Source organism: Patescibacteria group bacterium (assembly GCA_038063375.1).
Classification (GTDB): Bacteria; Patescibacteriota; Minisyncoccia; order Phycocordibacterales; family JANLHH01; genus JANLHH01.
In genome coordinates this window covers 1-20,772 of the sequence record JBBTVG010000014.1, presented here as the reverse complement: position 1 = coordinate 20,772, position 20,772 = coordinate 1, and the positions used below count along the sequence as shown (strand labels likewise).

General features: G+C 45.7%; 25 protein-coding genes. All 25 read left to right on the top strand.

Annotated features, from left to right (window positions below; genetic code table 11):
* The first annotated feature begins 11 nt into the window (after positions 1-11).
* Complete coding sequence (locus tag AAB523_02045) at positions 12-1,358, top strand: hypothetical protein (protein ID MEK7556050.1); 1,347 nt, start codon at positions 12-14, stop codon at positions 1,356-1,358.
* A gap of 160 nt (positions 1,359-1,518) precedes the next feature.
* Positions 1,519-1,737, top strand: coding sequence for a translation initiation factor IF-1 (gene infA, locus AAB523_02040; GenBank protein ID MEK7556049.1), 219 nt, complete (start codon positions 1,519-1,521; stop codon positions 1,735-1,737).
* Positions 1,738-1,764: 27 nt separating this feature from the next.
* Complete coding sequence (rpmJ, locus tag AAB523_02035) at positions 1,765-1,878, top strand: 50S ribosomal protein L36 (GenBank protein ID MEK7556048.1); 114 nt, start codon at positions 1,765-1,767, stop codon at positions 1,876-1,878.
* A 19-nt stretch (positions 1,879-1,897) separates the two neighbouring features.
* Positions 1,898-2,278 carry a 30S ribosomal protein S13 gene (rpsM, locus tag AAB523_02030; protein MEK7556047.1) on the top strand — a complete coding sequence of 127 codons (381 nt, stop codon included), beginning with the start codon at positions 1,898-1,900 and terminating at the stop codon, positions 2,276-2,278.
* Positions 2,279-2,282: 4 nt separating this feature from the next.
* Entirely contained in the window at positions 2,283-2,717 is a 435-nt protein-coding gene (gene rpsK / locus AAB523_02025; GenBank protein MEK7556046.1) for a 30S ribosomal protein S11, read from the top strand.
* 30 nt (positions 2,718-2,747) lie between these two features.
* Positions 2,748-3,383 (top strand): 30S ribosomal protein S4, encoded by a 636-nt coding sequence (rpsD, locus tag AAB523_02020; protein MEK7556045.1) that lies wholly within the window; start codon positions 2,748-2,750, stop codon positions 3,381-3,383.
* A gap of 93 nt (positions 3,384-3,476) precedes the next feature.
* Entirely contained in the window at positions 3,477-4,445 is a 969-nt protein-coding gene (locus AAB523_02015; GenBank protein MEK7556044.1) for a DNA-directed RNA polymerase subunit alpha, read from the top strand.
* Positions 4,446-4,450: 5 nt separating this feature from the next.
* Positions 4,451-4,801, top strand: a complete 351-nt coding sequence (gene rplQ, locus AAB523_02010; protein MEK7556043.1) for a 50S ribosomal protein L17 — start codon at positions 4,451-4,453, stop codon at positions 4,799-4,801.
* Positions 4,802-4,820: 19 nt separating this feature from the next.
* Positions 4,821-5,165 carry a 50S ribosomal protein L13 gene (gene rplM / locus AAB523_02005; GenBank protein ID MEK7556042.1) on the top strand — a complete coding sequence of 115 codons (345 nt, stop codon included), beginning with the start codon at positions 4,821-4,823 and terminating at the stop codon, positions 5,163-5,165.
* 6 nt (positions 5,166-5,171) lie between these two features.
* Positions 5,172-5,588 (top strand): 30S ribosomal protein S9, encoded by a 417-nt coding sequence (rpsI, locus tag AAB523_02000; protein ID MEK7556041.1) that lies wholly within the window; start codon positions 5,172-5,174, stop codon positions 5,586-5,588.
* Positions 5,589-5,943: 355 nt separating this feature from the next.
* Positions 5,944-6,531, top strand: coding sequence for a nucleotide exchange factor GrpE (locus tag AAB523_01995; protein ID MEK7556040.1), 588 nt, complete (start codon positions 5,944-5,946; stop codon positions 6,529-6,531).
* Positions 6,532-6,626: 95 nt separating this feature from the next.
* Positions 6,627-8,564: a molecular chaperone DnaK gene (dnaK, locus tag AAB523_01990; GenBank protein MEK7556039.1), complete on the top strand. Its 1,938-nt coding sequence runs from the start codon at positions 6,627-6,629 to the stop codon at positions 8,562-8,564.
* A 90-nt stretch (positions 8,565-8,654) separates the two neighbouring features.
* Complete coding sequence (dnaJ, locus tag AAB523_01985) at positions 8,655-9,749, top strand: molecular chaperone DnaJ (protein MEK7556038.1); 1,095 nt, start codon at positions 8,655-8,657, stop codon at positions 9,747-9,749.
* Between the two features lie 273 nt (positions 9,750-10,022).
* A complete protein-coding gene (locus AAB523_01980) occupies positions 10,023-10,940 on the top strand; it encodes a class I SAM-dependent methyltransferase (protein MEK7556037.1) in 918 nt (305 codons plus the stop codon).
* A gap of 48 nt (positions 10,941-10,988) precedes the next feature.
* Positions 10,989-12,590, top strand: a complete 1,602-nt coding sequence (locus AAB523_01975; protein ID MEK7556036.1) for an ATP-binding protein — start codon at positions 10,989-10,991, stop codon at positions 12,588-12,590.
* Between the two features lie 207 nt (positions 12,591-12,797).
* Entirely contained in the window at positions 12,798-13,013 is a 216-nt protein-coding gene (locus tag AAB523_01970) for a DUF397 domain-containing protein (protein ID MEK7556035.1), read from the top strand.
* Positions 13,014-13,058: 45 nt separating this feature from the next.
* Positions 13,059-13,544: a hypothetical protein gene (locus tag AAB523_01965; GenBank protein ID MEK7556034.1), complete on the top strand. Its 486-nt coding sequence runs from the start codon at positions 13,059-13,061 to the stop codon at positions 13,542-13,544.
* A gap of 112 nt (positions 13,545-13,656) precedes the next feature.
* On the top strand, positions 13,657-14,631 hold the full coding sequence (gene trpS, locus AAB523_01960; GenBank protein ID MEK7556033.1) for a tryptophan--tRNA ligase: 975 nt from the start codon (positions 13,657-13,659) through the stop codon (positions 14,629-14,631).
* Between the two features lie 20 nt (positions 14,632-14,651).
* Positions 14,652-14,846 (top strand): hypothetical protein, encoded by a 195-nt coding sequence (locus AAB523_01955; GenBank protein ID MEK7556032.1) that lies wholly within the window; start codon positions 14,652-14,654, stop codon positions 14,844-14,846.
* 176 nt (positions 14,847-15,022) lie between these two features.
* A complete protein-coding gene (aspS, locus tag AAB523_01950) occupies positions 15,023-16,354 on the top strand; it encodes an aspartate--tRNA(Asn) ligase (protein MEK7556031.1) in 1,332 nt (443 codons plus the stop codon).
* A gap of 466 nt (positions 16,355-16,820) precedes the next feature.
* A complete protein-coding gene (locus AAB523_01945) occupies positions 16,821-17,552 on the top strand; it encodes a segregation/condensation protein A (protein ID MEK7556030.1) in 732 nt (243 codons plus the stop codon).
* A 20-nt stretch (positions 17,553-17,572) separates the two neighbouring features.
* Positions 17,573-18,175, top strand: a complete 603-nt coding sequence (locus AAB523_01940; protein ID MEK7556029.1) for an SMC-Scp complex subunit ScpB — start codon at positions 17,573-17,575, stop codon at positions 18,173-18,175.
* Positions 18,176-18,202: 27 nt separating this feature from the next.
* Positions 18,203-19,150, top strand: a complete 948-nt coding sequence (locus tag AAB523_01935) for a hypothetical protein (protein ID MEK7556028.1) — start codon at positions 18,203-18,205, stop codon at positions 19,148-19,150.
* Positions 19,151-19,217: 67 nt separating this feature from the next.
* Positions 19,218-19,523 (top strand): hypothetical protein, encoded by a 306-nt coding sequence (locus AAB523_01930; protein MEK7556027.1) that lies wholly within the window; start codon positions 19,218-19,220, stop codon positions 19,521-19,523.
* Positions 19,524-19,598: 75 nt separating this feature from the next.
* Positions 19,599-20,654 (top strand): hypothetical protein, encoded by a 1,056-nt coding sequence (locus AAB523_01925; protein MEK7556026.1) that lies wholly within the window; start codon positions 19,599-19,601, stop codon positions 20,652-20,654.
* The last annotated feature ends 118 nt before the right edge of the window (positions 20,655-20,772 follow it).

The following is a 20,772-nucleotide window of genomic DNA, read 5'->3' as shown; positions in this document are numbered from 1 at the left end:
TAATCATCCGTATGAAACATTCATTTGACGACATAAAGATTCCCAAAAAACACAGCCGAAAGGAATCGAAAAAAGACGCAGAGCATATTCCTGTTCACGTGGTGACGCAAGAAAGGGAAGAGAGGGAAGAGATGCCCGAAAAGAATCTTGCCACGCGCATGTCGTTCTTGAAGCCCCGTGTCCGTGAACGCCTCATAATAGAGGAGAGACGCGGTGGTCGGCGCATACTTCTTTGGAGTGCGGCTCTTTTTGCGGCACTCGTGCTTGTGTTTTCATTCCTCAGCCTGTTTACGGGCGCAAACGTAACGATCACCCCGAAACAAGACACCGGCGTCATTGAAGGGGAATTCTCGGCTTACAAGGAACCTGCTCCGGGAGAACTCGCTTTTGACGTGATGATTCTCGCGAAGGATGAAGGGAAGGATATTCCCGCGACAAAAGAACGCCAGGTTGAACGGAAAGCATCAGGTAATATTATTGTTTACAACAAACACAGCACCGCGGCGCAACCCTTGATAAAAAACACTCGGTTTGAAGCGCCAGAAGGCAAGATTTACCGCATCAAGGAATCAGTCAGTATACCGGGAACAAAAGTGGAGGCAGGGAAGATGATCCCGGGGTCTCTTGAGGTAACGGTATATGCCGATGAACCGGGAGAATCATATAATATCGGATTGTCTGATTTTACCATCCCCGGATTTAAAGGGAGCCCCCAATATGAGAATTTTTACGCTCGCTCCAAAACCGAAATGACCGGAGGATTTTCCGGCGTCGTGAAATACCCGTCGGAAGAAGATATCAAAGTTGCCCGCGAAGAACTCCAGAACACGCTCAAAGAGCAGTTGCTGGCTGAAGCGAATGTGCAAAAGCCGGATAACTTTATTCTCTACGAAGACGGCATATTCATTTCTTACGAAGGGGAAGACAAAATTGAGGAGACATCGGATGACACCGCGCGCATTACCGAACGGGCGACACTGAATGGCGTAATCTTCAATAAAGACGAACTGGCAAAATTCATCGCGAAGCAGGCGCTTCAAAACCGATATGACGGGAGCGCTGTGACTATTCCCAATGTGGACCAGATCACATTCAATGTGGTGGATAAGCAATCTGCTTCGCCGTTTGATAAAAGTATATCGTTTAGCCTTTCCGGTACGGTTAATGTCATATGGACCGTTGACGAAGAGGGGTTAAAGGCGGCGCTTGTCGGCAAACCTAAAAAGGGATTGCAATTCCAAGAAGTACTCGCCGCGTTTCCCTATATACAACGAGCCGAAGCCTCCATTAAACCCTTCTGGAAGAGAACATTTCCGGATAGTGTGGACAAAATACATATCAATCAAATTACAAAATAGAAGAGGGGCTGACCGAGCACCACTTTTACTAACTTCTCCATTGAGTATCTACGGAAACAATGATTACATTATGCACCAAAAACCTCTTCTGCTTTAAGAGTAAAAGTGGTGCTCGGTTGACTATTTATACACTTATCTGTTAATATACAGACCACTCTAGATGAACGAAAAAAAAGGAAAAGAAGAAGTTGCGCTAGGGGTGGTAACGGAAGCATTGCCTAATACGTTGTTTCGTGTCTCACTTCCTACGGGGAGTGAGATGTTAGCATATCTTTCAGGCAAAATGAGAATGCATAGGATCAAAGTGCTTGTCGGTGACAAGGTAGAAGTCGTTTTAGATCCGTATGGCGGGAAGGGGAGGATCATTAAGCGAGTGTAGAGAGCGAGCCAACAAATAGGTTTTGATATGAAAGTAAAAACTTCCGTAAAAAAAATGTGCGCAAAGTGTAAAATGGTCCGCAGAAAGGGTCGTATTGCCATTGTGTGCGAAAATCCGAGACATAAGCAGCGTCAAGGATAATTGAAATTATTTTTTATATATGCGTATCGCAGGTATTACAATTCCAGAGGAAAAAAGACTAGAGATCGGCTTGACGGCTATTTATGGCGTGGGGCGTCCTTTGGCGCACCGGATATTAGACAAGGTGAAAGTTTCCCACGGAAAGAAACCGAAGGATCTTTCAGAAGACGAGGAAAATCGCGTGCGCAAGGCGGTTGAAGAGCTCCGCATTGAGGGTGATCTCAAGCGCGAGGTTGCGGGGAATATCAAGCGGCTGAAAGATATCGGCAGTTATCGCGGTTCGCGGCACGCCAAACGACTTCCTTCACGCGGACAGCGCACAAAAACAAATTCAAGAACAATGCGTGGTAACGTGAGAAAGACCATGGGTTCCGGCAGAAAGAAAGTAGAGAAGAAATAAAATCATGGGAAAGAAACGAATTGTAAAAAAAGGAGCGGGTAGCGTTGATGCCGGATTAAAATCCAGGGCGCTTTCTCGTGTTTCTAAAAGGAGAGTTGTTGCCGGCACTCTTCACGTACAAGCAACATACAACAACACCAAGGTGCTTCTCTCTGATAAAGAAGGCAACGCGCTCGCGTGGTCTTCCAGCGGAGCCCTCGGATTCAAGGGCGCAAAGAAGGGAACGCCTTTTGCGGCCGCAAAAATAGGTGAATTGATCGGAGAAAAAGCGGCGATGATGGGAGTACAAGAGGTTAACGTCATCGTGCGTGGCGTAGGGTCAGGAAGAGAATCGGCAGTAAGAGCATTTTCCAGCAAAGGTATTGATATTTCCGCAATCGTGGATAAGACACCGGTGCCGCACAATGGCCCCAAACCAAAGAAACCGCGACGCGTCTAATTGAGAGAAAAAATAATTGAGATAAAATGTATGTCAACAGGACACAGCAAATGTAAAATATGCAGAAGAACAGGCGAGAAGCTTTTCCTCAAAGGGGAAAAGTGTTTTACTCCTAAGTGTGTTTTCAACAAAAAGCCCTACGCTCCCGGAAAACTCGACTCAGAGCGCAAGCACCGGTCACAATTAACGGAATACGGACGTCAGCTTCGCGAGAAACAAAAAGTTCGCAACATGTATGGTCTCCGGGAAGAACAATTTTCTCGTTACGTGAAGGAAGCGTCATCCCATGCGGGAACCAATCCGGCCGAAGTACTCTACGAACGTCTTGAATCACGGCTGGACAATGTTGTCTTTAGACTTGGTATTGCGGTGTCGCGTCCTCTTGCTCGGCAAATGGTGTCACATGGTCATATCACCGTAAATGGAAGGAGAGTCACCATTCCTTCATATCGGTTGAAAACAGGCGATGTGCTGGGGGTACGGGACAATAGCAAGCAGAATAAGTTGTTTATGGAGCTTGGTTCCAAGACCCTCAAACAAACCTATCCCACATGGCTTTCGTTTAGTCCCGACGTATTGAAGGGCGAGATGAAAGGAGCTCCCAGAATGGAGAAGTCAGATAACCTGTTTGATCTTGCATCGATTGTTGAGTTCTATAGCCGATAAATTTCGCGAGAAAGTACTCTAGGGATTGCCATTTCTCGAAAAACAGTGTATATTTTAACAATTATTTTATTTTAACCGTATAATCACATCTTTATGCTTGACGTAAATGTTCTCTTGCCATCAAAGCCAAGGATCGTTTCCGAAGAAGGGTTCAAAGGTATCTACGAGATCGATGGTCTCTATGCCGGATATGGACATACTTTGGGAAACTCATTGCGAAGAATCATCCTTTCTTCGCTTCCCGGTTTTGCGATCACTTCTGTAAAGATTGGGGGAGTACCCCATGAATTTTCTACTATTGAAGGCGTGAAAGAGGACGTTATTACGATCTTGCTCAATCTGAAGAGAGTAAGATTTAATCTGACTACCAACGAACCCCAGACGGTTTCCTGCTCCATTAAGGGTCCGAAAGTGGTTACGGCGGGAGATCTCATAGCACCGGGTCAGGTTGAGATTTTGAATAAGGATCAGCATATCGCGGAAATAACCAAGAAGGGGGTCACTCTTGATATTGAAATGACCGTTGAAAAAGGTCTTGGTTATGTAGCAAAAGAAGTGCTTCAAAAAGGAAAAAAAGTTGATATCGGCACCATCGCTCTTGACGCGATCTTTACTCCTATCAGAAGGGTGAACTATGAAGTGGAGAATATGCGTGTTGGCGAAAGAACAGACTACAATAGATTGCGCATGACCGTTGAAACGGACGGCAGTTTGACACCGCGAGAGGCGTTGGAGAATTCCATTGATATCATGATCAAACAACTGAAGGCCATTGTCGGATTTAAAGAAGAGCAGGTGAAAGAAGAAATGGGAGAAACTTCTTCCGAAGAAGGAGGCGGAAAAGAGGAAAAAAAGCTCGATGCTGACATTTTGAAAACTCGCATTGAGACTATTGGATTTTCGCCGAGGATCTTGAACGCATTAACGAACGCAAATATTAGAACGGTTGGCGGGCTTGCGAGAAAGAAAGAGGAGGATCTGCTCGATATTGAAGGGCTGGGTAATAAAGGTATTCAAGAGATCAAGCGTGCGCTCGGCAACCTTGGCGTTACGTTAAAATAAGATCCATGAGACACCATAACGCAAACAGAAAATTTGGCAGAACACGAGATGAGCGAAGGGCTTTGATGAAGTCCTTGGCGCTTGCTTTGGTGAAGCATGAAAAGATAAAGACAACGGAGGCTAAAGCGAAGGAGCTGCGGCCATTCATTGAAAAAATGGTCACGAGAGCGAGGCGAGGAGACCAAGCCTCACAGCGGCTCTTGGTCGCTCGTCTGGGCTCTCCCTCCGGCGTGAAGAAGCTGATCGACGAGATCGCGCCTCGGTATAAAGAGCGAAATGGTGGGTATACGCGTATTGTGAAGCTCCCGGCGCGGGCAAGTGACGCAAGCAATATGGCAATCATTGAATTTGTATAAAGTTACGAACAGAAGAATTATGGAATACACTATTGACGCAAATCAAAAAAGTCTCGGACGAGTTGCAAGCCAAGCAGCGGTTTTTCTGATGGGTAAGAACACGACCACCTATAAACGGCATTTGGCACCGGCGGTGAGAGTACACATCATCAACGCTTCCAAGATAAAGATGACCCCTAAAAAGTTGGACGGTAAAATATATAAAACTTTTTCCGGATATCCGGGAGGACAGAAAGAGAAGCCGATGAAGGAGGTGGTCGCAAACAAAGGATATGCTGAAATTTTTAGATTGGCGGTCAAAGGCATGCTTCCGACAAACAAGCTCCGGAGCATTATGTTGAAAAATCTAGAAGTCACCGAGTAAAATTTCATGACAACAGAAACAAACAAAACAAAAAGCAGATACATTGAAGCGGTGGGACGAAGGAAGACCGCCGTGGCGCGCGTGCGCCTGACGGAGGCAGCCAAGAACCAATTTGTAGTGAACGATCGCGAGCTCAACGTGTATTTCCCGACAGGGGAGATGCAGGAGGTAGTAACCGAGTCTTTTTCCAAATCAAAAGTTCCCGCAAAATTCAAGGTTTCCGCCAAGATAACGGGAGGAGGCATTCACGCTCAAGCTGAAGCAATGCGGCACGGGATCTCGCGCGCGCTTGTTTTGTTTGACGAGGAGCTCAGAAAAAAACTCAAAAAAGCCGGGTTTCTTAAGCGCGATCCGCGCGTGAAAGAGCGAAGAAAGTTCGGTTTGAAAAAAGCTCGCAAAGCGCCACAATGGAGCAAACGCTAGTTTGCGATCATTGTGGGAGGGGGTCGGGGAACGGGAGTTCCCCGTATCGGAGAGCAGTGCGAAGCACGTTGAGAACCGAGGGTTCTCAAAGGAGCAAAGCTCCACAATGGAGCAAACGCTAGTTTCTCCGCGAGTAAGAGAGATTTCAGGGTCATGAAACTTTGACAGTAGTTTTGTTATTCACTTTGAATTACGAAACTCCAATTCCGCGTCTTTTCCTTAAATTTCGGCTACGACTTGGGGAGAATTATTCAATATATACGCCGTATATGTTGAATAATTCTCCCCGGCGTCTCGCTCGAAATTAAAGAAAAATCCTGCGAAAGCGAGTTTCGTAACTCAAAGTATTCAAGGTATGGTAAAGAAAACACCGCACAAACAAGAAAACGACAATGTTGCCAAAGAGCCTCACGTGGCATTGGACGACGTGGTGTTTGAATCCGAAGAGGATAGTGGTGCCGATGCGCTTAAAAAATTACGAGAGCGTCTTAAAACGTGCGTGCAGGAAAAACAGGAATATTTAGACGGCTGGCAGAGAGCAAAAGCTGATTTTCTGAATCTAAAGAAAGAGACGGTGGCGGAAAAAGAACGCTTTGCGAAATTTGCAACCGAGGATATCATTCACGAGCTTCTGGTAGTATTGGACAGTTTCGGTATGGCCTTTGGCAACACTCTCGCATGGGAAAAAGTTGATAAGAATTGGAGGACCGGTGTGGAGCATATTTACGCGCAATTTATGGGGGTTTTAGAACAAAATGGCGTGCAAGTCATTGATCCAAAAGGGGAACATTTTAATCCACACGAGCATGCCTCCCTTGAGGTCATAAAAACAGATAAAAAAGAGGAAGACAACACTGTGGCGGAGGTTGTACAAAAAGGATATCGCTTGCGGGACAAAGTGATCAGAGCCGCACAGGTAAAAATCAAACAATATACAGAGTGATGCTACCTACAAGCGCCACAGAACTTTACAAAAGAAATAATATATGTTATAAAATATCCGTCTATGAGTATTTTTTAACATAGCACATCAAATATATGAGTAAAATATTAGGAATTGATCTAGGAACAACAAATTCGGCAATGGCGGTTGTCTCAGGAGGAGAACCGACCATCATAGAAAACACGGAAGGCGCGCGCACGACGCCGTCCGTGATCGCTCTTTCCAAATCCAATGAGCGCCTTGTGGGACTCATTGCGAAAAGACAGGCGGTAACCAACCCTATTAATACTTTGTTCGGTATCAAGCGTCTTATCGGGCACAAATGGAGCGATGCGGGCGTCCAACGAGATACCAAGACATCCCCATTCACTATTGAAGAAGGCGATAATGGCGGCGTAAAGGTAAAAATGGGGGACAAGTTCTATCGCCCGGAAGAGATCTCCGCCATGGTGCTGCAGAAATTTAAGCACGATGCCGAAGCGAAGCTCGGTGAAACGATCACCGAAGTGGTTATCACCGTGCCGGCATATTTTAATGACGACCAACGAAAAGCGACAAAAGATGCCGGGAAAATAGCGGGATTTGACGTAAAGAGGATCATCAATGAACCCACGGCGGCGGCGCTCGCCTATGGGTTCAACAAGAAAAAGGATGAGAAAATCGTCGTATACGACTTTGGCGGCGGTACGTTTGACGTATCCGTACTTGAGGTGGGGGATGATGTGATAGAAGTGAAATCAACGGATGGCGATGTGCACATGGGCGGTGAGGACATTGACCAGAAAGTTATCACGTGGATTGCCGATGAATTTAAAAAAGAATCGGGTATTGATATTACCAAAGACGTGCTCGCGCTCCAGCGCCTCAAAGAAGCGGCAGAAAAGGCGAAACACGAGCTTTCCACCACGCCGGAAACAGAAATTAATATTCCGTTTGTCACTTCGGATGCATCCGGGCCGCGACACCTCATGTTGAAACTAAGTCGCGCAAAACTTGAAGAACTCGCGCGGGAATTTATTGATAAATCCATCGCGATCACTAAACGCGCGCTTGGAGCATCGCCTTTCGGTATTTCGGATATCAATGAGATCCTCTTGGTGGGAGGCCAGACGCGCATGCCCGCTATTCAAAATGCCGTGAAGGAGCTGTTTGGCAAGGAGCCGAACAAATCCATCAACCCCGATGAGGTGGTGGCGCTCGGCGCGGCAATCCAAGCAGGCATTTTGCAGGGAGACGTAAAAGATATCCTTTTGCTCGATGTCATCCCGCTTTCTTTGGGCATTGAGACCATGGGTGGTGTCGCGACAAAGCTGATAGAAAGAAATACAACGATTCCCGCGTCCAAATCGCAAATTTTCTCAACGGCCGCCGATAACCAGACATCGGTTGAGATTCACATTGTGCAAGGAGAACGCCCGCTGGCGGCTGATAACAAAAGTCTTGGACGGTTTATCTTGGACGGCATCCCACCCTCACCGCGCGGCATGCCGCAGGTGGAAGTGATGTTTGATGTGGATGCAAACGGCATCTTGAATGTGAAAGCAAAAGATAAGACAACAAACAAGGAGCAATCCATTCGCATTGAAGCAAGCTCGGGTCTCTCCGCGCAGGATATTGAACGCATGAAGACGGAGGCACAAGTGCACGCGGCAGAGGATAAGCAGAAAAAAGAGCTGATCGAAGCGAAGAATATTGCCGAGCAGATGACCTATACGGCAGAAAAAGCGCTCAAAGACAGCGCCGGCAAAATCCCCGAGGAGATAAAAACAAGCATTGAAGAAAAAATAAAAATACTTCGTGAAATAAAGGAGAAAGATAATTTTGAAACGATAAAAAGCGCGACCGAAGGACTCTCTACGGAAATGCAGAGGATCGGGGAACATCTCGCTAAGAATGCGGGAACGGGAACAGGTTCTCAAGGCGATGGGGCAGAAGGGAATGTGCGGGACGCGAAGTTTGAAGAGAAGCCGGACCAAAATGGAAAAGACGAAGAAAAACAAGGGGAAGATGGCCAAAAGGGGAACGATAAATAATTGTGAAAAGGGTGGGTATGGTACTCGCCTTTTTCAATTAAAACGGTTTGCGGTTTCTTCTTTACGGGGAATATGTTATATAATGAATATATGGGAAAAGACTACTATAAAATTTTAGGCGTTGAGGAGAAAGCTTCATCGGAGGACATCAAAAAGGCCTTCCGGAAGCTTGCGCATAAATATCACCCTGACAAAAGCGGCGGCGATGAATTGAAGTTTAAGGAATTGAATGAAGCGTACCAAGTGCTTTCCAATAAACAAAAACGAGCGGAATATGATACCCATGGGCATGCGTTCAATAGCGCCGGCGGAGGGCAGGGATTCTCGGGATTCAGCGGAGGAAACCAAGGATTTTCAGGATTTGGCAACGCCGCCCAAGGTTTTGGGGGAGTTGAGTTTGATCTTGGCGACATCTTCAGTGAATTCTTTGGCGGTGCATACCAAGGGGGCGGCACGCAGACAAAGCGCGGTCGGGACATTTCCATTGATATTGAAATTCCTTTCAAGGAGTCTGTCTTTGGAGCACAGCGGAAAATATTGATTACCAAAACCTCGGTATGTAAAACATGCAAAGGGTCGGGAGCGAAGGAGGGTTCAAAGATGAAGACCTGCGATCTTTGCAACGGGAAAGGAAGATTCAATGAGGTTAAGAAATCTTTTTTTGGCACATTCAATACGGTGCGCGAATGCAGTACCTGTTTTGGTTCCGGACAAGTTCCTGAAGAAAAGTGCTTCACCTGCAAAGGTCATTGTGTGACAAAAGGAGAGTATGAAGCGCTTATCCACATGCCGCCCGGTATCAGAGACGGAGAAGTTATTCGTTTGTCCGGGAAAGGAGAGGCGGTGGCGCGCGGTCTTTCCGGCGATCTGTATATTAAAGTACGCGTGACAGAGCATCAGGTCTTTCGGCGCGACGGTGAAAACTTGCATATGGATCTCTATGTCAAACTATCTGACGCTCTTTTGGGAATAGAACAAAACATCGTGACCTTGGAGGGGAATATGAGCGTCACGATTCCGCCGGGTACCACTTTGGGAGAAGTGCTTCGAGTGAAGGGCAAGGGCATACCGACAGGGAACAATAAACGCGGCGACCTTCTTGTCCATCTGAACATAGAACTCCCTAAAAAATTATCGAAAAAAGCGAAAGCTCTCGTTGAAGAATTGAAGAAAGAGGGGATATAAAGGGAAAAAGAAAATCAATACCCTTTGTTTTGACTTCATACCACTCCTCGCTTGTCAAAATAAAGGGCGGAAGAAAAGTACACCCTTTGTTTTGACGTCGCTCGGACGCTGTGTAAAATTAAAATAAGAATTTTCCACGCGATCCTCGCTTGTCAAAATAATCAGTACTGTTGTGGTGCCGATACTTGACTTACGCGTATTTTGAGGTATTCTATAAGAAGATATTTATCACTATCATCGTTCTTAAACAGTTTTACTTGGGAGGAATTACCAATGAATTCGGTCTACTGCCAGTGCGGTAAATGCGAAGACGTGAAAGTTGTCATTGAAGACGGTAAGGCTTACGAAAAACACGGATTCCTGAAGAAGATTTATTTTTATTTCTTTTGGCTTCCGTTCATCAACCTGCTTCCTAAAAATCTCTGTAAGTGGATCTTTGTGTCGTCTAACGATCATACGAAGGCGATCCGAGAAACTTCAAAGACATACAAGTCTCTAGAGCTGATGTATCAGTACTACAAACAACCCATCATGGGTGCCAAGGAAAGACTGGTCTCTTCTTTTTGGGAGTTGAGTGTTATCAATGCGGGGGCGCTCAGGAACAGGCTCGCGTTAACAAAAAAGGAACTCAGGAACGCGATCCAAGAAAGAATGAATGGTTCTTCGCGGAAGATACGAATACTCTCTGTCGCTTCCGGTTCGGCCAGGGCGGTTATAGAAGCCATTGCTGAACTTAAGTTGGTTGGTAGCGCCGTTGAAGTAAGACTTGTTGACATAAGCAGATCAGCTCTGGATTACAGCAAGGGGCTTGCTTCGGAGTTCGGAGTAAGCAGTTCAGTAGAACTTATCAGGGCGGATGTACGAGATGTCAGCAAATATTGCAACGGTTGGAATCCTGACATTATCGAAATGGTAGGACTTCTTGATTATTTTAACCAGCCGGAAGCAATACAGTTGGTGAGCGCTCTGTATGATTCTCTCGCGAGAAACGGAGCATTCATCACCTGTAATGTGAACGACAACCCGGAAAGGGAATTTGTGACGGACGTCGTGAACTGGGCGATGGTGTATAGAAGCAGATGCCAAATGGCGGAAGTTCTTTTAGAGGGAGGGTTTCATCCGAAGGATTGCACGATCTTTTATGAACCTTTTCTTATCCACGGGTTGGCGGTTGCCAACAAAAATACTTGAGAAGTCCCTATATGCATTATATACTATGCATATAGGGCTTTTTTTAATATGGAAATATTTGCTGTTTTTGGACTTATTAATGGTATCGTCGCACTTATTATCGGTGCGTTCGTGTTTCTCAAGAACAGGCACTCATTTGAGAATCAACTCTTTACGCTTTTTAGCGTGTCAATTGCCGTTTGGTCTTTAAGTTATTGGAGATGGTTGTCTGCCGATATCTTGAGCGACGCATTGTTTTGGATAAAATTTTTTACCGTTGGATCTATTTTTATACCACCCCTCTACTTTCACTGGATCGTGCGCTTGCTTGAACTGGAGAAACTCTGGCGGTATTTGTCGTATTTTTTCTATTTTTTTTCGGCCATCGTACTAGGCTCGTTGGCCTTATTTCCTGAATCTGTCATCACCGCCGTCGGTGCTAAATCATTCTTTTTATATTGGCCGGAAGCAGGAGCAATATATGCCACCTATATTGCAACATATGTGGCCAGTGTTCTTGTGTCCACCATTTTTCTTTTCAATAAGTACTTCACCATCGCCGACAAGACCAGGAAGAGTCAATACTTATTTTTATTATGGGGATCCATTATCGGTTTTGGCGGAGGGGCAACAAACTTTTTCTTGTGGTACAACATCCCCATATATCCGTACGGCAATTTTTTGGTGAGCGTTGGATTATTGTTTTGGGGATATGCCGCCGCGCGATACAGTCTTTTTAACGCAAAAATCATCACAACCGAATTTTTCACGTTCATACTGTGGATCTTTATCTTCACTCGATTTCTTTTATCGGAAACTTTACGGGATTGGATGATAACCGGTATTACTTTCACAGCAACGGTCGTATTTGGAATTTTTCTTATCCGGAGCGTTCATGGAGAGGTTTCAGCAAGAGAACGGACAGAACTTTTGGCGAAAGACCTCAAAAAAGCGAACGAACGACTTAAATTGCTCGACGAGCAAAAGTCGGAGTTTGTTTCGATTGCGTCACATCAGTTGCGTAGCCCTCTTACGGCCATCAAGGGTTACGCGTCTTTGCTTTTGGAGGGGTCGTACGGGAAGATGTCCGCGAAGGTGGCGGGCCCGATACACAAAATACTTGCCTCAAGTCAGAGCCTGGTCAACGTTGTGGAGGATTTTCTTAATGTGGCGCGTATAGAACAAGGCCGGATGCAGTATCATTTGACGCCGGTAGACATCAAAGTCTTGACCCGAAAGATCATTGATGAATTGAAGCCGAATATGGACGAAAAAAAGCTCGCGCTTGTATTCAAAGCAGGCCCCGGAAAAGAAAATTACGTGCAAGCTGATGAGGGGAAAATACGTCAGGTAATTCTTAATGTTATTGATAACGCGATCAAATTTACGCCGAAAGGGAATATTACCATATCCATTTCAAGAAACAACGAGCGTCATGCGGTGCTCTTTGCGATACACGACACTGGTATCGGCCTCCCCGATGAATTCAAGGATGAGCTGTTTGGAAAATTCAATCGTGCCGATAATAGCAACAAAGTCCACGCCAACGGCTCGGGTATCGGTTTGTATCTCGCCCGGGAGATCGTGAAGGCGCACCAGGGGCGCATCTGGGCACAATCGGAAGGAGAAGGGAAGGGAACGACGTTTTACATTGAACTGCCGGCGGTGTAGTATTCAAAGAACAGCTTTACTTTCGTTCGTCTCCGCTTTCTTTTTTCGAAAAACTACCCTCCATCACTTTTGACTAAAGGATATTCAGTAAGTTACGAAAATATGTTGACCTTTTGTATTAATTGTGCTACATTTACAAATAGACATTGGCGGTTCTTGTTCAAGATTCTCTTGGCAACGTCAGCGTTCTTTACAAAGGGGATTCAAATGAAAGAACCACGCAACCCGCATGAAGTCGATGGCTTCAAGACCTCGTCCATCACCAGGTATCTCCCGATCAAGACCTGTGTTGCTGTTCGTATTGGCGGCACGGCGGTTGACATCAGGGATACCAAAGACTCTTCCAGCCCAACTCTCTCGTTCACTCGGGATGAGTGGAGCGCCTTTATCCAAGGCGTGAAGAAAGGAGAGTTTGATGTCTAAACTAAAGGGGGAACACCAGATAGTGTTCCCCCTTCACCATTTAAAATGAAATTTTATATAATTCCAGGATATAAGGAATCGATAAACAATTATCGCTGGCTCATATCTGAGGCAAAAAAGAAATATGATGTAGAGTTTTTAAACTTACAGCTAAAAGGTAATTCTCTTTTAAAACTCTCAAAGACTAAAATAGAACCAAACTCGGTTGTGTTTGGATTTTCAACAGGTGCTTTAATTGCATACAAACTAAAAACCCCGGTCAAAAAAGGAATTTACTGCTCAATGTCAGAAATACTTGGAAGTGACACAAAAGAGGTTCTTAAACATATGATCAAATATTTTGGTAAAAAAACTACCAATGAATTAAAGAAGTTAAGATATGGAAAACCCAAAGCAAAGAAACATATTATATTCTGTGGTGACAAGGAGATGACCGAAAGAATGATTAAATTAGGAAAAGTAAAAATTATAAAAAACACAGGACATAAATTTACTAAAGCTTATAAACAAGCGATATTGAAGGTAATATAACTATCCACAGCAAAGTTTAATTTTCGGGCATACGATGTTTAACTTGGAGCTCACTATGTGACAAGGAAGAACGAGGTTTGATAACCTCCGTTTCTTTGCTATTATATGAGGTATGGAAAGTGAAAAGAAAGTACTTCTTTCGGGGGTGAAACCGACAGGAAAGGCTCATATTGGGAACTATTTTGGCGCTTTGAGGCAGTTTGTTGACCTGCAGGATACCTACCAGTCGTATATTTTTGTTGCCAATTATCATGCTCTGACGACGGTTCGTGACGCTGAAAAATTGCGTAACTATACTTTGGATATTGTGCTTGATTATCTCGCAATCGGCCTGGATCCGCAAAAAACAACCATTTTCCTCCAGTCCGATGTTCCGGAAGTGACCGAACTTGCGTGGATATTCAACTGCATCACAACCATGCCGTATCTCTCACGCGCCCATGCGTTCAAGGATGCAGAAGCGAAAAGCAAAGAAGTGAATGTGGGTACTTTTGATTATCCTCTGCTCATGGCGGCTGATATCTTGATACAGGATGCCGATGTCGTGCCGACGGGAGCCGACCAAAAACAGCACATTGAGATCGCGCGGGACACGGCCGAAAAATTCAATAACATGTTCGGCAACACATTTAAAGTACCCGAACCGCTTATTCTTGAGAAGGTTAAAACAGTGCCGGGAACCGACGGACGAAAGATGAGCAAAAGCTATGGCAACACGATTCCGCTGTTCGGGACTGACGAAGAGGTCAAGAAGGCGGTCATGTCCATTGTGACCGACTCCAAGACGCCCGCAGAACCGAAAGATCCCGAAACATGCAACATTTTTGCTCTCCACAAACTTTTTAGCGGTGATCAGATTGCGGATCTGGAAAAGCGATATCGCGGGGGAGGGATGGGCTACAAAGAGTCAAAAGAAATCTTAATAGAGCGTATCATTGGTTTTATTGCTCCTTTGCGAGCGCGCCGAGAGGAACTCGCGAAAGATAAGAACCAAGTTTTGCAGATTCTTAAGAACGGCGGCGAGATCGCCCGCTCTGCCGCCAAAGCAAAAATGCTTGAAGTAAAAACAAAGGTCGGTCTTCAGTAATATTTTTTTTATTTATCACCATGGAACACCTTGAACATTATGACCCCGCCATTCCCATGCAAGCGGAACTTTTGAAACGGCATCCGGATTGGATAGAGGCGCACGCGAGAGACTTTAGGGAGGAATTTCTTCCGGAGCATCCCGAAATAATCGCCGAATTTGAAACCGACCCCGAGGAAACAATTAAAAAGATTGAACAAGAATTTTACCACTAAGAACCTATCTTAAAAATAACCATTATGAATTTTCGCTACTGCGCCACTCAAAATCCTACTCCGAACCGTCGAATCGTCAGTCGTCGTGTCACCGACACGCCTCTTTCCGTTTCTCGGATTCTCGTGACAAATTTTGAGTGGCTCGTTACGCGATTATTTTTAAAATAGATTCTAATATGCAACGAATACTCATCAACAAATTGCACGACCATATCGGGAAAGAAGTAACCATCGCCGGATGGGTTGATGTGCGCCGCGATCACGGAAAACTTATTTTCATAGATCTGCGAGACCGAAGCGGCACCGTACAGATGGTGGCGTTACCGAATCACGCGGATGCGCATAAACTTGCGGGCACCGCGCGCAGCGAGTGGGCGCTTGAAGTGAACGGTATTGTGAATAAGCGCCCGGAGAAAATGGTGAATTCGGGTCTGCCGACGGGGGATATAGAGATAGAGATCACGGACATTAAAGTCCTTTCGGAGGCGGCGGAGATCCCTTTTGAAAAAGATGTTGCCGACCTTAATATTGATACCTATTTAGACAACCTGCCGTTTACTCTGCGTCGTGAAAAAAGCAGAGCGATGCTTCGCGTGCAGACACGACTTATACAGGCATTTCGCGCGTTTCTTTCAGGTGAAGAGTTCGCGGAAATACAGGTGCCAAAACTTACCGGCGGCGACGCAGAAGGCGGTGCGGCCGTGTTTGAAGTGCAGTATTTTGACCATAAGGCGTGTTTGGCGACGAGTCCGCAGCTCTACAAGCAAATAATGGTGGGTGTCCTGGAGCGCGTGTTCACTACCACGAGCGTGTATCGCGCGGAAAAACACAGCACGACCCGCCACCTTAATGAATACACAAGTATGGATCTTGAATATGCTTTCATCAAAGATCATACGGATATTATGGACCTTGAAGAGAGGATGCTTCGCTTTATGATGAATGATCTGCGGGAGCATTGTGCCGACGCCTTCAAACTTTTCTCTGCGGAAATACCGACGATCCCTGAAAAGATACCGCGCCTGAAGCTTCGCGAGGCGCAGGAAATACTGGATACGGAGTATGGGCAGAAATGCAAAGGAGAGTCCGACTTGGAGCCCCAGCACGAACGAATGCTTTGCGAATATGCAAAAAAGAAATACGATTCCGATTTTATTTTCGTGTCCCATTATCCCGTTTCAAAACGGCCGTTTTACACATACGAAGATGAAGAAGACCCGGGATACACAAAGAGCTTTGATCTGCTTTTCCGCGGTCTTGAAGTAACGACCGGCGGGCAACGCATCAATAATTACGAACAACTGGTTTCAAATATAAAAAAATGGAAATTGGATCCGGAACACTTCGCGTTTTATTTGCAGGCATTCAAATATGGTATGCCGCCGGAGGGCGGACTCGCGATCGGGCTTGAACGGCTCACCGCGCGTCTTTTGGGTATTGAAAATATAAAAGAGGCAACACTTTTCCCGCGAGACATGAACAGAATCGACACTCTGCTTTCCAAATAAATGGAATATTCAGTCCATAAAAAACAAAAGGGCTAGATATTTTCTAGCCCTTTTTAATGGTCTGATAGGTGATGTCTGACACTATTTATTCGTGAGGAAATTTTTTTGGCCGAGCAGTTTGAACTGTGTTCCGGGGTAGAAAACCCCGAAGCGCGCCTTTCTTTTTGCTCCAAGAGTCTGACACGCACCACCGATGCAGGGACAGTTTTCCTTTATCATGGCAGTCCAGCATTGTCTCACTTGCCGTCCATCTCTTGCACGTCTTTTTCTCATCCTTTTCCTTCTCGTCTGCTTGGTTGGTCATGTATCCTCCTTTTATACAAGATAGTGTTTTTCAAACAAAGAACAAATTGTCGGTATTAATATACGGCATCAATCTAACGCAGTCAAATTTTTCTTTTTGTTTTCCTCGCGCGAGCTTTTTGCCGTACTTGAAAAATGCCGCCAAACGGGTATTATTCTACTAATGGCAGCCGTATATAGAATAAAAACCGGAGTGTTTGAAGGCCCGCTTGATCTCCTTCTTTCGTTGATAGAAAAACGAAAGCTTTTTATTAACGATATTTCGCTCGCGGCGGTCGCGGATGATTTTATGGCGCATATCCGCACGTTTGATAATCTGCCGATCAAAGATACGGCACATTTTCTTTTGGTTGCTTCCACTTTGGTTCTTATCAAGTCAAAGTCGCTCTTGCCCGCGCTGACGCTTACAGAGGAGGAGAAAGGGAATATTGAAGATTTAGAAGAGCGCCTACGGACGTATAGGCGAATGCGCGAGGTTAGCATGTACATCAAGAGCCGCTTCGGCAAGAATATCATCTTTGCCAGAATGCCTCTAAAGCACATTGACCCTGTTTTTTCTCCCGACGAGAATACCGATGCGCCCAATCTTCTGTCGGCGATAAAAAGAGTGCTGGTGTCATTGCCCATAAAGGAGATTATCCCGGAGACAGTGGTGAGAAAGATCATAAGCCTGGAGGAGGTCATGGATACATTGACCCGGCGTATCACTGCAAGTATGAGTATGAGCTTCCGAGAATTTTCCGAAGCGGGGAGAAAAGAGAAGGCTCACGTTATCGTCAGTTTCCTGGCGATGCTTGAGCTGGTGAAGCAGGGCGCCATAAGTGTGAGGCAAGAAAAACATTTTACCGATATTAACATGGAGTCGCGCAGTATTGGCGTACCGATGTATAACTAACGCAGTAATAATAAATAGACATGAATTTAGACGCCCGCATAGAAGCAATATTATTTTTTAAAGGAGAGCCGATCTCTCTTAAGGAACTTGGCGCTCTTCTTAAAGCAAGCGAAGAGGAAATTGCTTCCGCGCTTTTGGTGCTTGAAGAGCGTATCGTCGTGGGCGGCTTGCGACTCCTAAAGAAAGATGGAGAGGTGATGTTGGGGACTGCGCCCGAAATGTCAGGTTGTATTGAAGGAATGATCAAAAGTGACCTCCATAAAGATCTGGGGAAGGCGGGAATAGAAACATTGGCCATCGTTCTCTATCTTGGCCCGGTTACGCGAAGCAAGGTAGACTACATCCGCGGGGTAAACTCCGCTTTTATCGTACGCAACCTCATGATCCGCGGACTTGTTGAGAAAGAGCAAAATCCAAATGATCAGCGTAGCTTCCTCTATAAGCCAACGTTTGAACTTCTTTCCTACTTGGGGGTCACCGAGGCGAAAGCTCTGCCGGAATACGAGAGCGTCAGGCAGGAAATAGAGGGGTTTGAAAAACATCAAAAGGAAGAAGGGGATACGGAAAAGGCGGGCTTGCAGGAAGAGGATATTTTTGAAACAAACGAAATGGATGAGAGTTAGTTGCGAGTTTCAGACATAAAGGCAGAGATGAAAATTTTTGACATAAAAAATAGAAGAACCTATGTGGGCATCCTGTTTCTTTTCACCGTGCTGTTCACCCTGCCTCATTTTTTGAGCGTCTTCACTGTTTCGGAAGAGGAGGCGGCGGGTGCCGGAATGATCGGAATGGAAAAGAAAAGAGAGGACCCGTTTCAAAACCTTTCTCTGCAAGGCAAGGCGTTCTTTGTGTATGATATAAAAGAAAACAATGCTTTATATGTGAAAAATGAAGAAACACAATTTCCTTTGGCATCGCTTACCAAAGTCATGACGGCGCTCATTGCCGAGGAACTTTCCCCGGAAGGAATGCTTATCACTATTGACAGTAACGCACTTGAGACTGAGGGCGATAGCGGACTCGTGATAGGGGAGAGATGGCTACTTAAGGACATCATAGACCTTACACTCGTCTCATCTTCAAATGATGGCGCGCGTGCCATCGCCTCTGTGGGGAATTTTGCATCGCAAGACGAAAACACTCCGCCTGAAGAATACTTTGTGCGGCACATGAATAGAAAAGCGCGTTCCATCGGGCTACAACAAACATATTTTCTTAACGAGAGCGGACTTGATGTAAACAGCAGCACTCCGGGCGCGTATGGATCTGCCGAAGACATGGCACTTCTTTTTGCTTACGTCTTGGAGCACTACCCGCAACTTTTGGAAGCAACGACCGAGAGCGCATTGCGTACCAGTTCGCTTGATGCCCAGCATGTCGCAAGCAACACCAATGTTTCCGCCGGCAGTATTCCCGGGATCATGGCTTCAAAGACAGGATTTACCGAATTGGCCGGAGGCAATCTCGTGGTGGCATTTGAAGCGGGGCCTACGCGGCCTATTGTGATCGCCGTGTTGGGGTCAACCGTGGACGGCAGATTTGATGACATGAAGAAGCTTATTTTGGCCTCACTCAAAGCGATCAGAAACCCCCTCTAGCGGTCAACAAGAATTTACTGTACAGTGAATAGAGACAGGTTTTGAGCATATTTTGGAGGAATCCCTCATGAGTGGAAAAACGATCTTTGTCGCGCGTGTGAAAGACCCAAGAGGTATATTCCATAGTTTTGTCAAAGAATACGGCTATTATATAATTGTTCCCGAAGATTCGATCAATCTGTCCGTATTGAAAAAAGAGTACCTGTTCAGATTGGCGAATACGTCCAGGAACGGACACGCGGTGGTTATTCTTTTTGAGGATGAGTGCGAGCCGAGACTGTTCATGCGCTTTGCCAATGATCATAGTTGGAAAAATGGCGGCCATCCTCACTATTATCTGAATTTGATCGATACTCTGTGGGCCTATGGTTGAGTTGAAAGGCGGGTGCTCTATACAGAGCCCCCGCCTTTTTCTTTTGCGTTCCTTTCATGTATAATTCTTGTAATTATGATTATAGACGTTGTAAAAGTCCTTGCTCCATCGGCACTCGCGTTCTTCATTGGTATTGCCATTACGCCGATGCTGACGCACTATCTCTATAAGCATAAAATGTGGAAGAAAAAGGCTCGAAACGAAGGACTTGGCGGTGGGAGTACGCCAATTTTTAATAAATTGCATAAGGAAAAAGAGGTCGGAACTCCGCGGATGGGAGGTATCATCATTTGGGTGAGCGTTCTCCTCACCATCCTGACTATTTGGATCATCTCGCAGATATATCCTACTGACGTAACGGAGAAGCTTGATTTTTTGAGTAGAAATCAAACATGGCTTCCACTCTTCACACTGATTGTTGCGTCTTTGATCGGTCTTATTGATGATGTGCTGGTCATTTACGGGAGGGGAGGGTATATTGCCGGAGGTATTCCGCTCTCGGTGCGCATTATCACTGTGCTCCTCATAGGGTTGATCGGCGCATGGTGGTTTTATTTCAAGCTTGATATGTCCAGTATTGCCATTCCTTTCAATGGCGAGTGGAATCTTGGCATCTATTTCATCCCGTTCTTCATGCTCGTCATGCTCGCGCTATTTTCCGGCGGGGTTATTGACGGCATAGATGGTCTCGCGGGAGGTGTGATGGCATCGATCTTTGCCGCTTACGGAGGTATTGCATTTTTCCAAAATCAAATAGATCTCGCGGCTTTTTGCGCGGTCATTGTCGGTGGCATTTTAGCTTTTTTGTGGTTCAATATACCGCCCGCGCGGTTCTATATGACAGAAACCGGCGTATTGGGTTTAACGACGACCATAGCCGTTGTGGCGTTTTTAACCAAGGCGGTTGTCGTGCTCCCCATCATTGCGTTTCCTCTTTTTGTCGCCTCCGGTTCAGTCATTATTCAGCAACTTTCCAAGAAATACCGGAATGGAAAAAAGGTTTTTCTCGTCGCGCCGGTTCATCATCATTTTGAGGCGCTTGGCTGGCCGGGGTACAAAGTCACCATGAGATTTTGGGTCATAAGCGTCGTCTTTGCCGGCATGGGCCTCATACTCGCATTGCTCGGGTAATAGACCCCCTACGCAATAACCTTTTCTACTCCAATGACGAATTTTCGGCTCCAAACAACTCATCGCACCACAAGAGTACTTCCAATTTCCAACTCCCTCCGCGGTCGTGGAAATTTAG

Bases quoted from the DNA above. Each gene is read 5' to 3' on its own strand.
- rpmJ (MEK7556048.1), top strand. From the start codon at position 1,765: ATGAAAGTAAAAACTTCCGTAAAAAAAATGTGCGCAAAGTGTAAAATG.
- trpS (MEK7556033.1), top strand. From the start codon at position 13,657: ATGGAAAGTGAAAAGAAAGTACTTCTTTCGGGGGTGAAACCGACAGGA.
- AAB523_01970 (MEK7556035.1), top strand. From the start codon at position 12,798: ATGAAAGAACCACGCAACCCGCATGAAGTCGATGGCTTCAAGACCTCG.
- rplM (MEK7556042.1), top strand. From the start codon at position 4,821: ATGGAATACACTATTGACGCAAATCAAAAAAGTCTCGGACGAGTTGCA.
- AAB523_01965 (MEK7556034.1), top strand. From the start codon at position 13,059: ATGAAATTTTATATAATTCCAGGATATAAGGAATCGATAAACAATTAT.
- AAB523_01955 (MEK7556032.1), top strand. From the start codon at position 14,652: ATGGAACACCTTGAACATTATGACCCCGCCATTCCCATGCAAGCGGAA.
- rpsM (MEK7556047.1), top strand. From the start codon at position 1,898: ATGCGTATCGCAGGTATTACAATTCCAGAGGAAAAAAGACTAGAGATC.
- dnaK (MEK7556039.1), top strand. From the start codon at position 6,627: ATGAGTAAAATATTAGGAATTGATCTAGGAACAACAAATTCGGCAATG.
- rplQ (MEK7556043.1), top strand. From the start codon at position 4,451: ATGAGACACCATAACGCAAACAGAAAATTTGGCAGAACACGAGATGAG.
- dnaJ (MEK7556038.1), top strand. From the start codon at position 8,655: ATGGGAAAAGACTACTATAAAATTTTAGGCGTTGAGGAGAAAGCTTCA.
- AAB523_01975 (MEK7556036.1), top strand. From the start codon at position 10,989: ATGGAAATATTTGCTGTTTTTGGACTTATTAATGGTATCGTCGCACTT.
- infA (MEK7556049.1), top strand. From the start codon at position 1,519: ATGAACGAAAAAAAAGGAAAAGAAGAAGTTGCGCTAGGGGTGGTAACG.
- rpsD (MEK7556045.1), top strand. From the start codon at position 2,748: ATGTCAACAGGACACAGCAAATGTAAAATATGCAGAAGAACAGGCGAG.
- AAB523_01940 (MEK7556029.1), top strand. From the start codon at position 17,573: ATGAATTTAGACGCCCGCATAGAAGCAATATTATTTTTTAAAGGAGAG.
- AAB523_01930 (MEK7556027.1), top strand. From the start codon at position 19,218: ATGAGTGGAAAAACGATCTTTGTCGCGCGTGTGAAAGACCCAAGAGGT.
- AAB523_01925 (MEK7556026.1), top strand. From the start codon at position 19,599: ATGATTATAGACGTTGTAAAAGTCCTTGCTCCATCGGCACTCGCGTTC.
- AAB523_02015 (MEK7556044.1), top strand. From the start codon at position 3,477: ATGCTTGACGTAAATGTTCTCTTGCCATCAAAGCCAAGGATCGTTTCC.
- AAB523_02045 (MEK7556050.1), top strand. From the start codon at position 12: ATGAAACATTCATTTGACGACATAAAGATTCCCAAAAAACACAGCCGA.
- AAB523_01935 (MEK7556028.1), top strand. From the start codon at position 18,203: ATGAAAATTTTTGACATAAAAAATAGAAGAACCTATGTGGGCATCCTG.
- aspS (MEK7556031.1), top strand. From the start codon at position 15,023: ATGCAACGAATACTCATCAACAAATTGCACGACCATATCGGGAAAGAA.
- AAB523_01995 (MEK7556040.1), top strand. From the start codon at position 5,944: ATGGTAAAGAAAACACCGCACAAACAAGAAAACGACAATGTTGCCAAA.
- AAB523_01980 (MEK7556037.1), top strand. From the start codon at position 10,023: ATGAATTCGGTCTACTGCCAGTGCGGTAAATGCGAAGACGTGAAAGTT.
- rpsK (MEK7556046.1), top strand. From the start codon at position 2,283: ATGGGAAAGAAACGAATTGTAAAAAAAGGAGCGGGTAGCGTTGATGCC.
- rpsI (MEK7556041.1), top strand. From the start codon at position 5,172: ATGACAACAGAAACAAACAAAACAAAAAGCAGATACATTGAAGCGGTG.
- AAB523_01945 (MEK7556030.1), top strand. From the start codon at position 16,821: ATGGCAGCCGTATATAGAATAAAAACCGGAGTGTTTGAAGGCCCGCTT.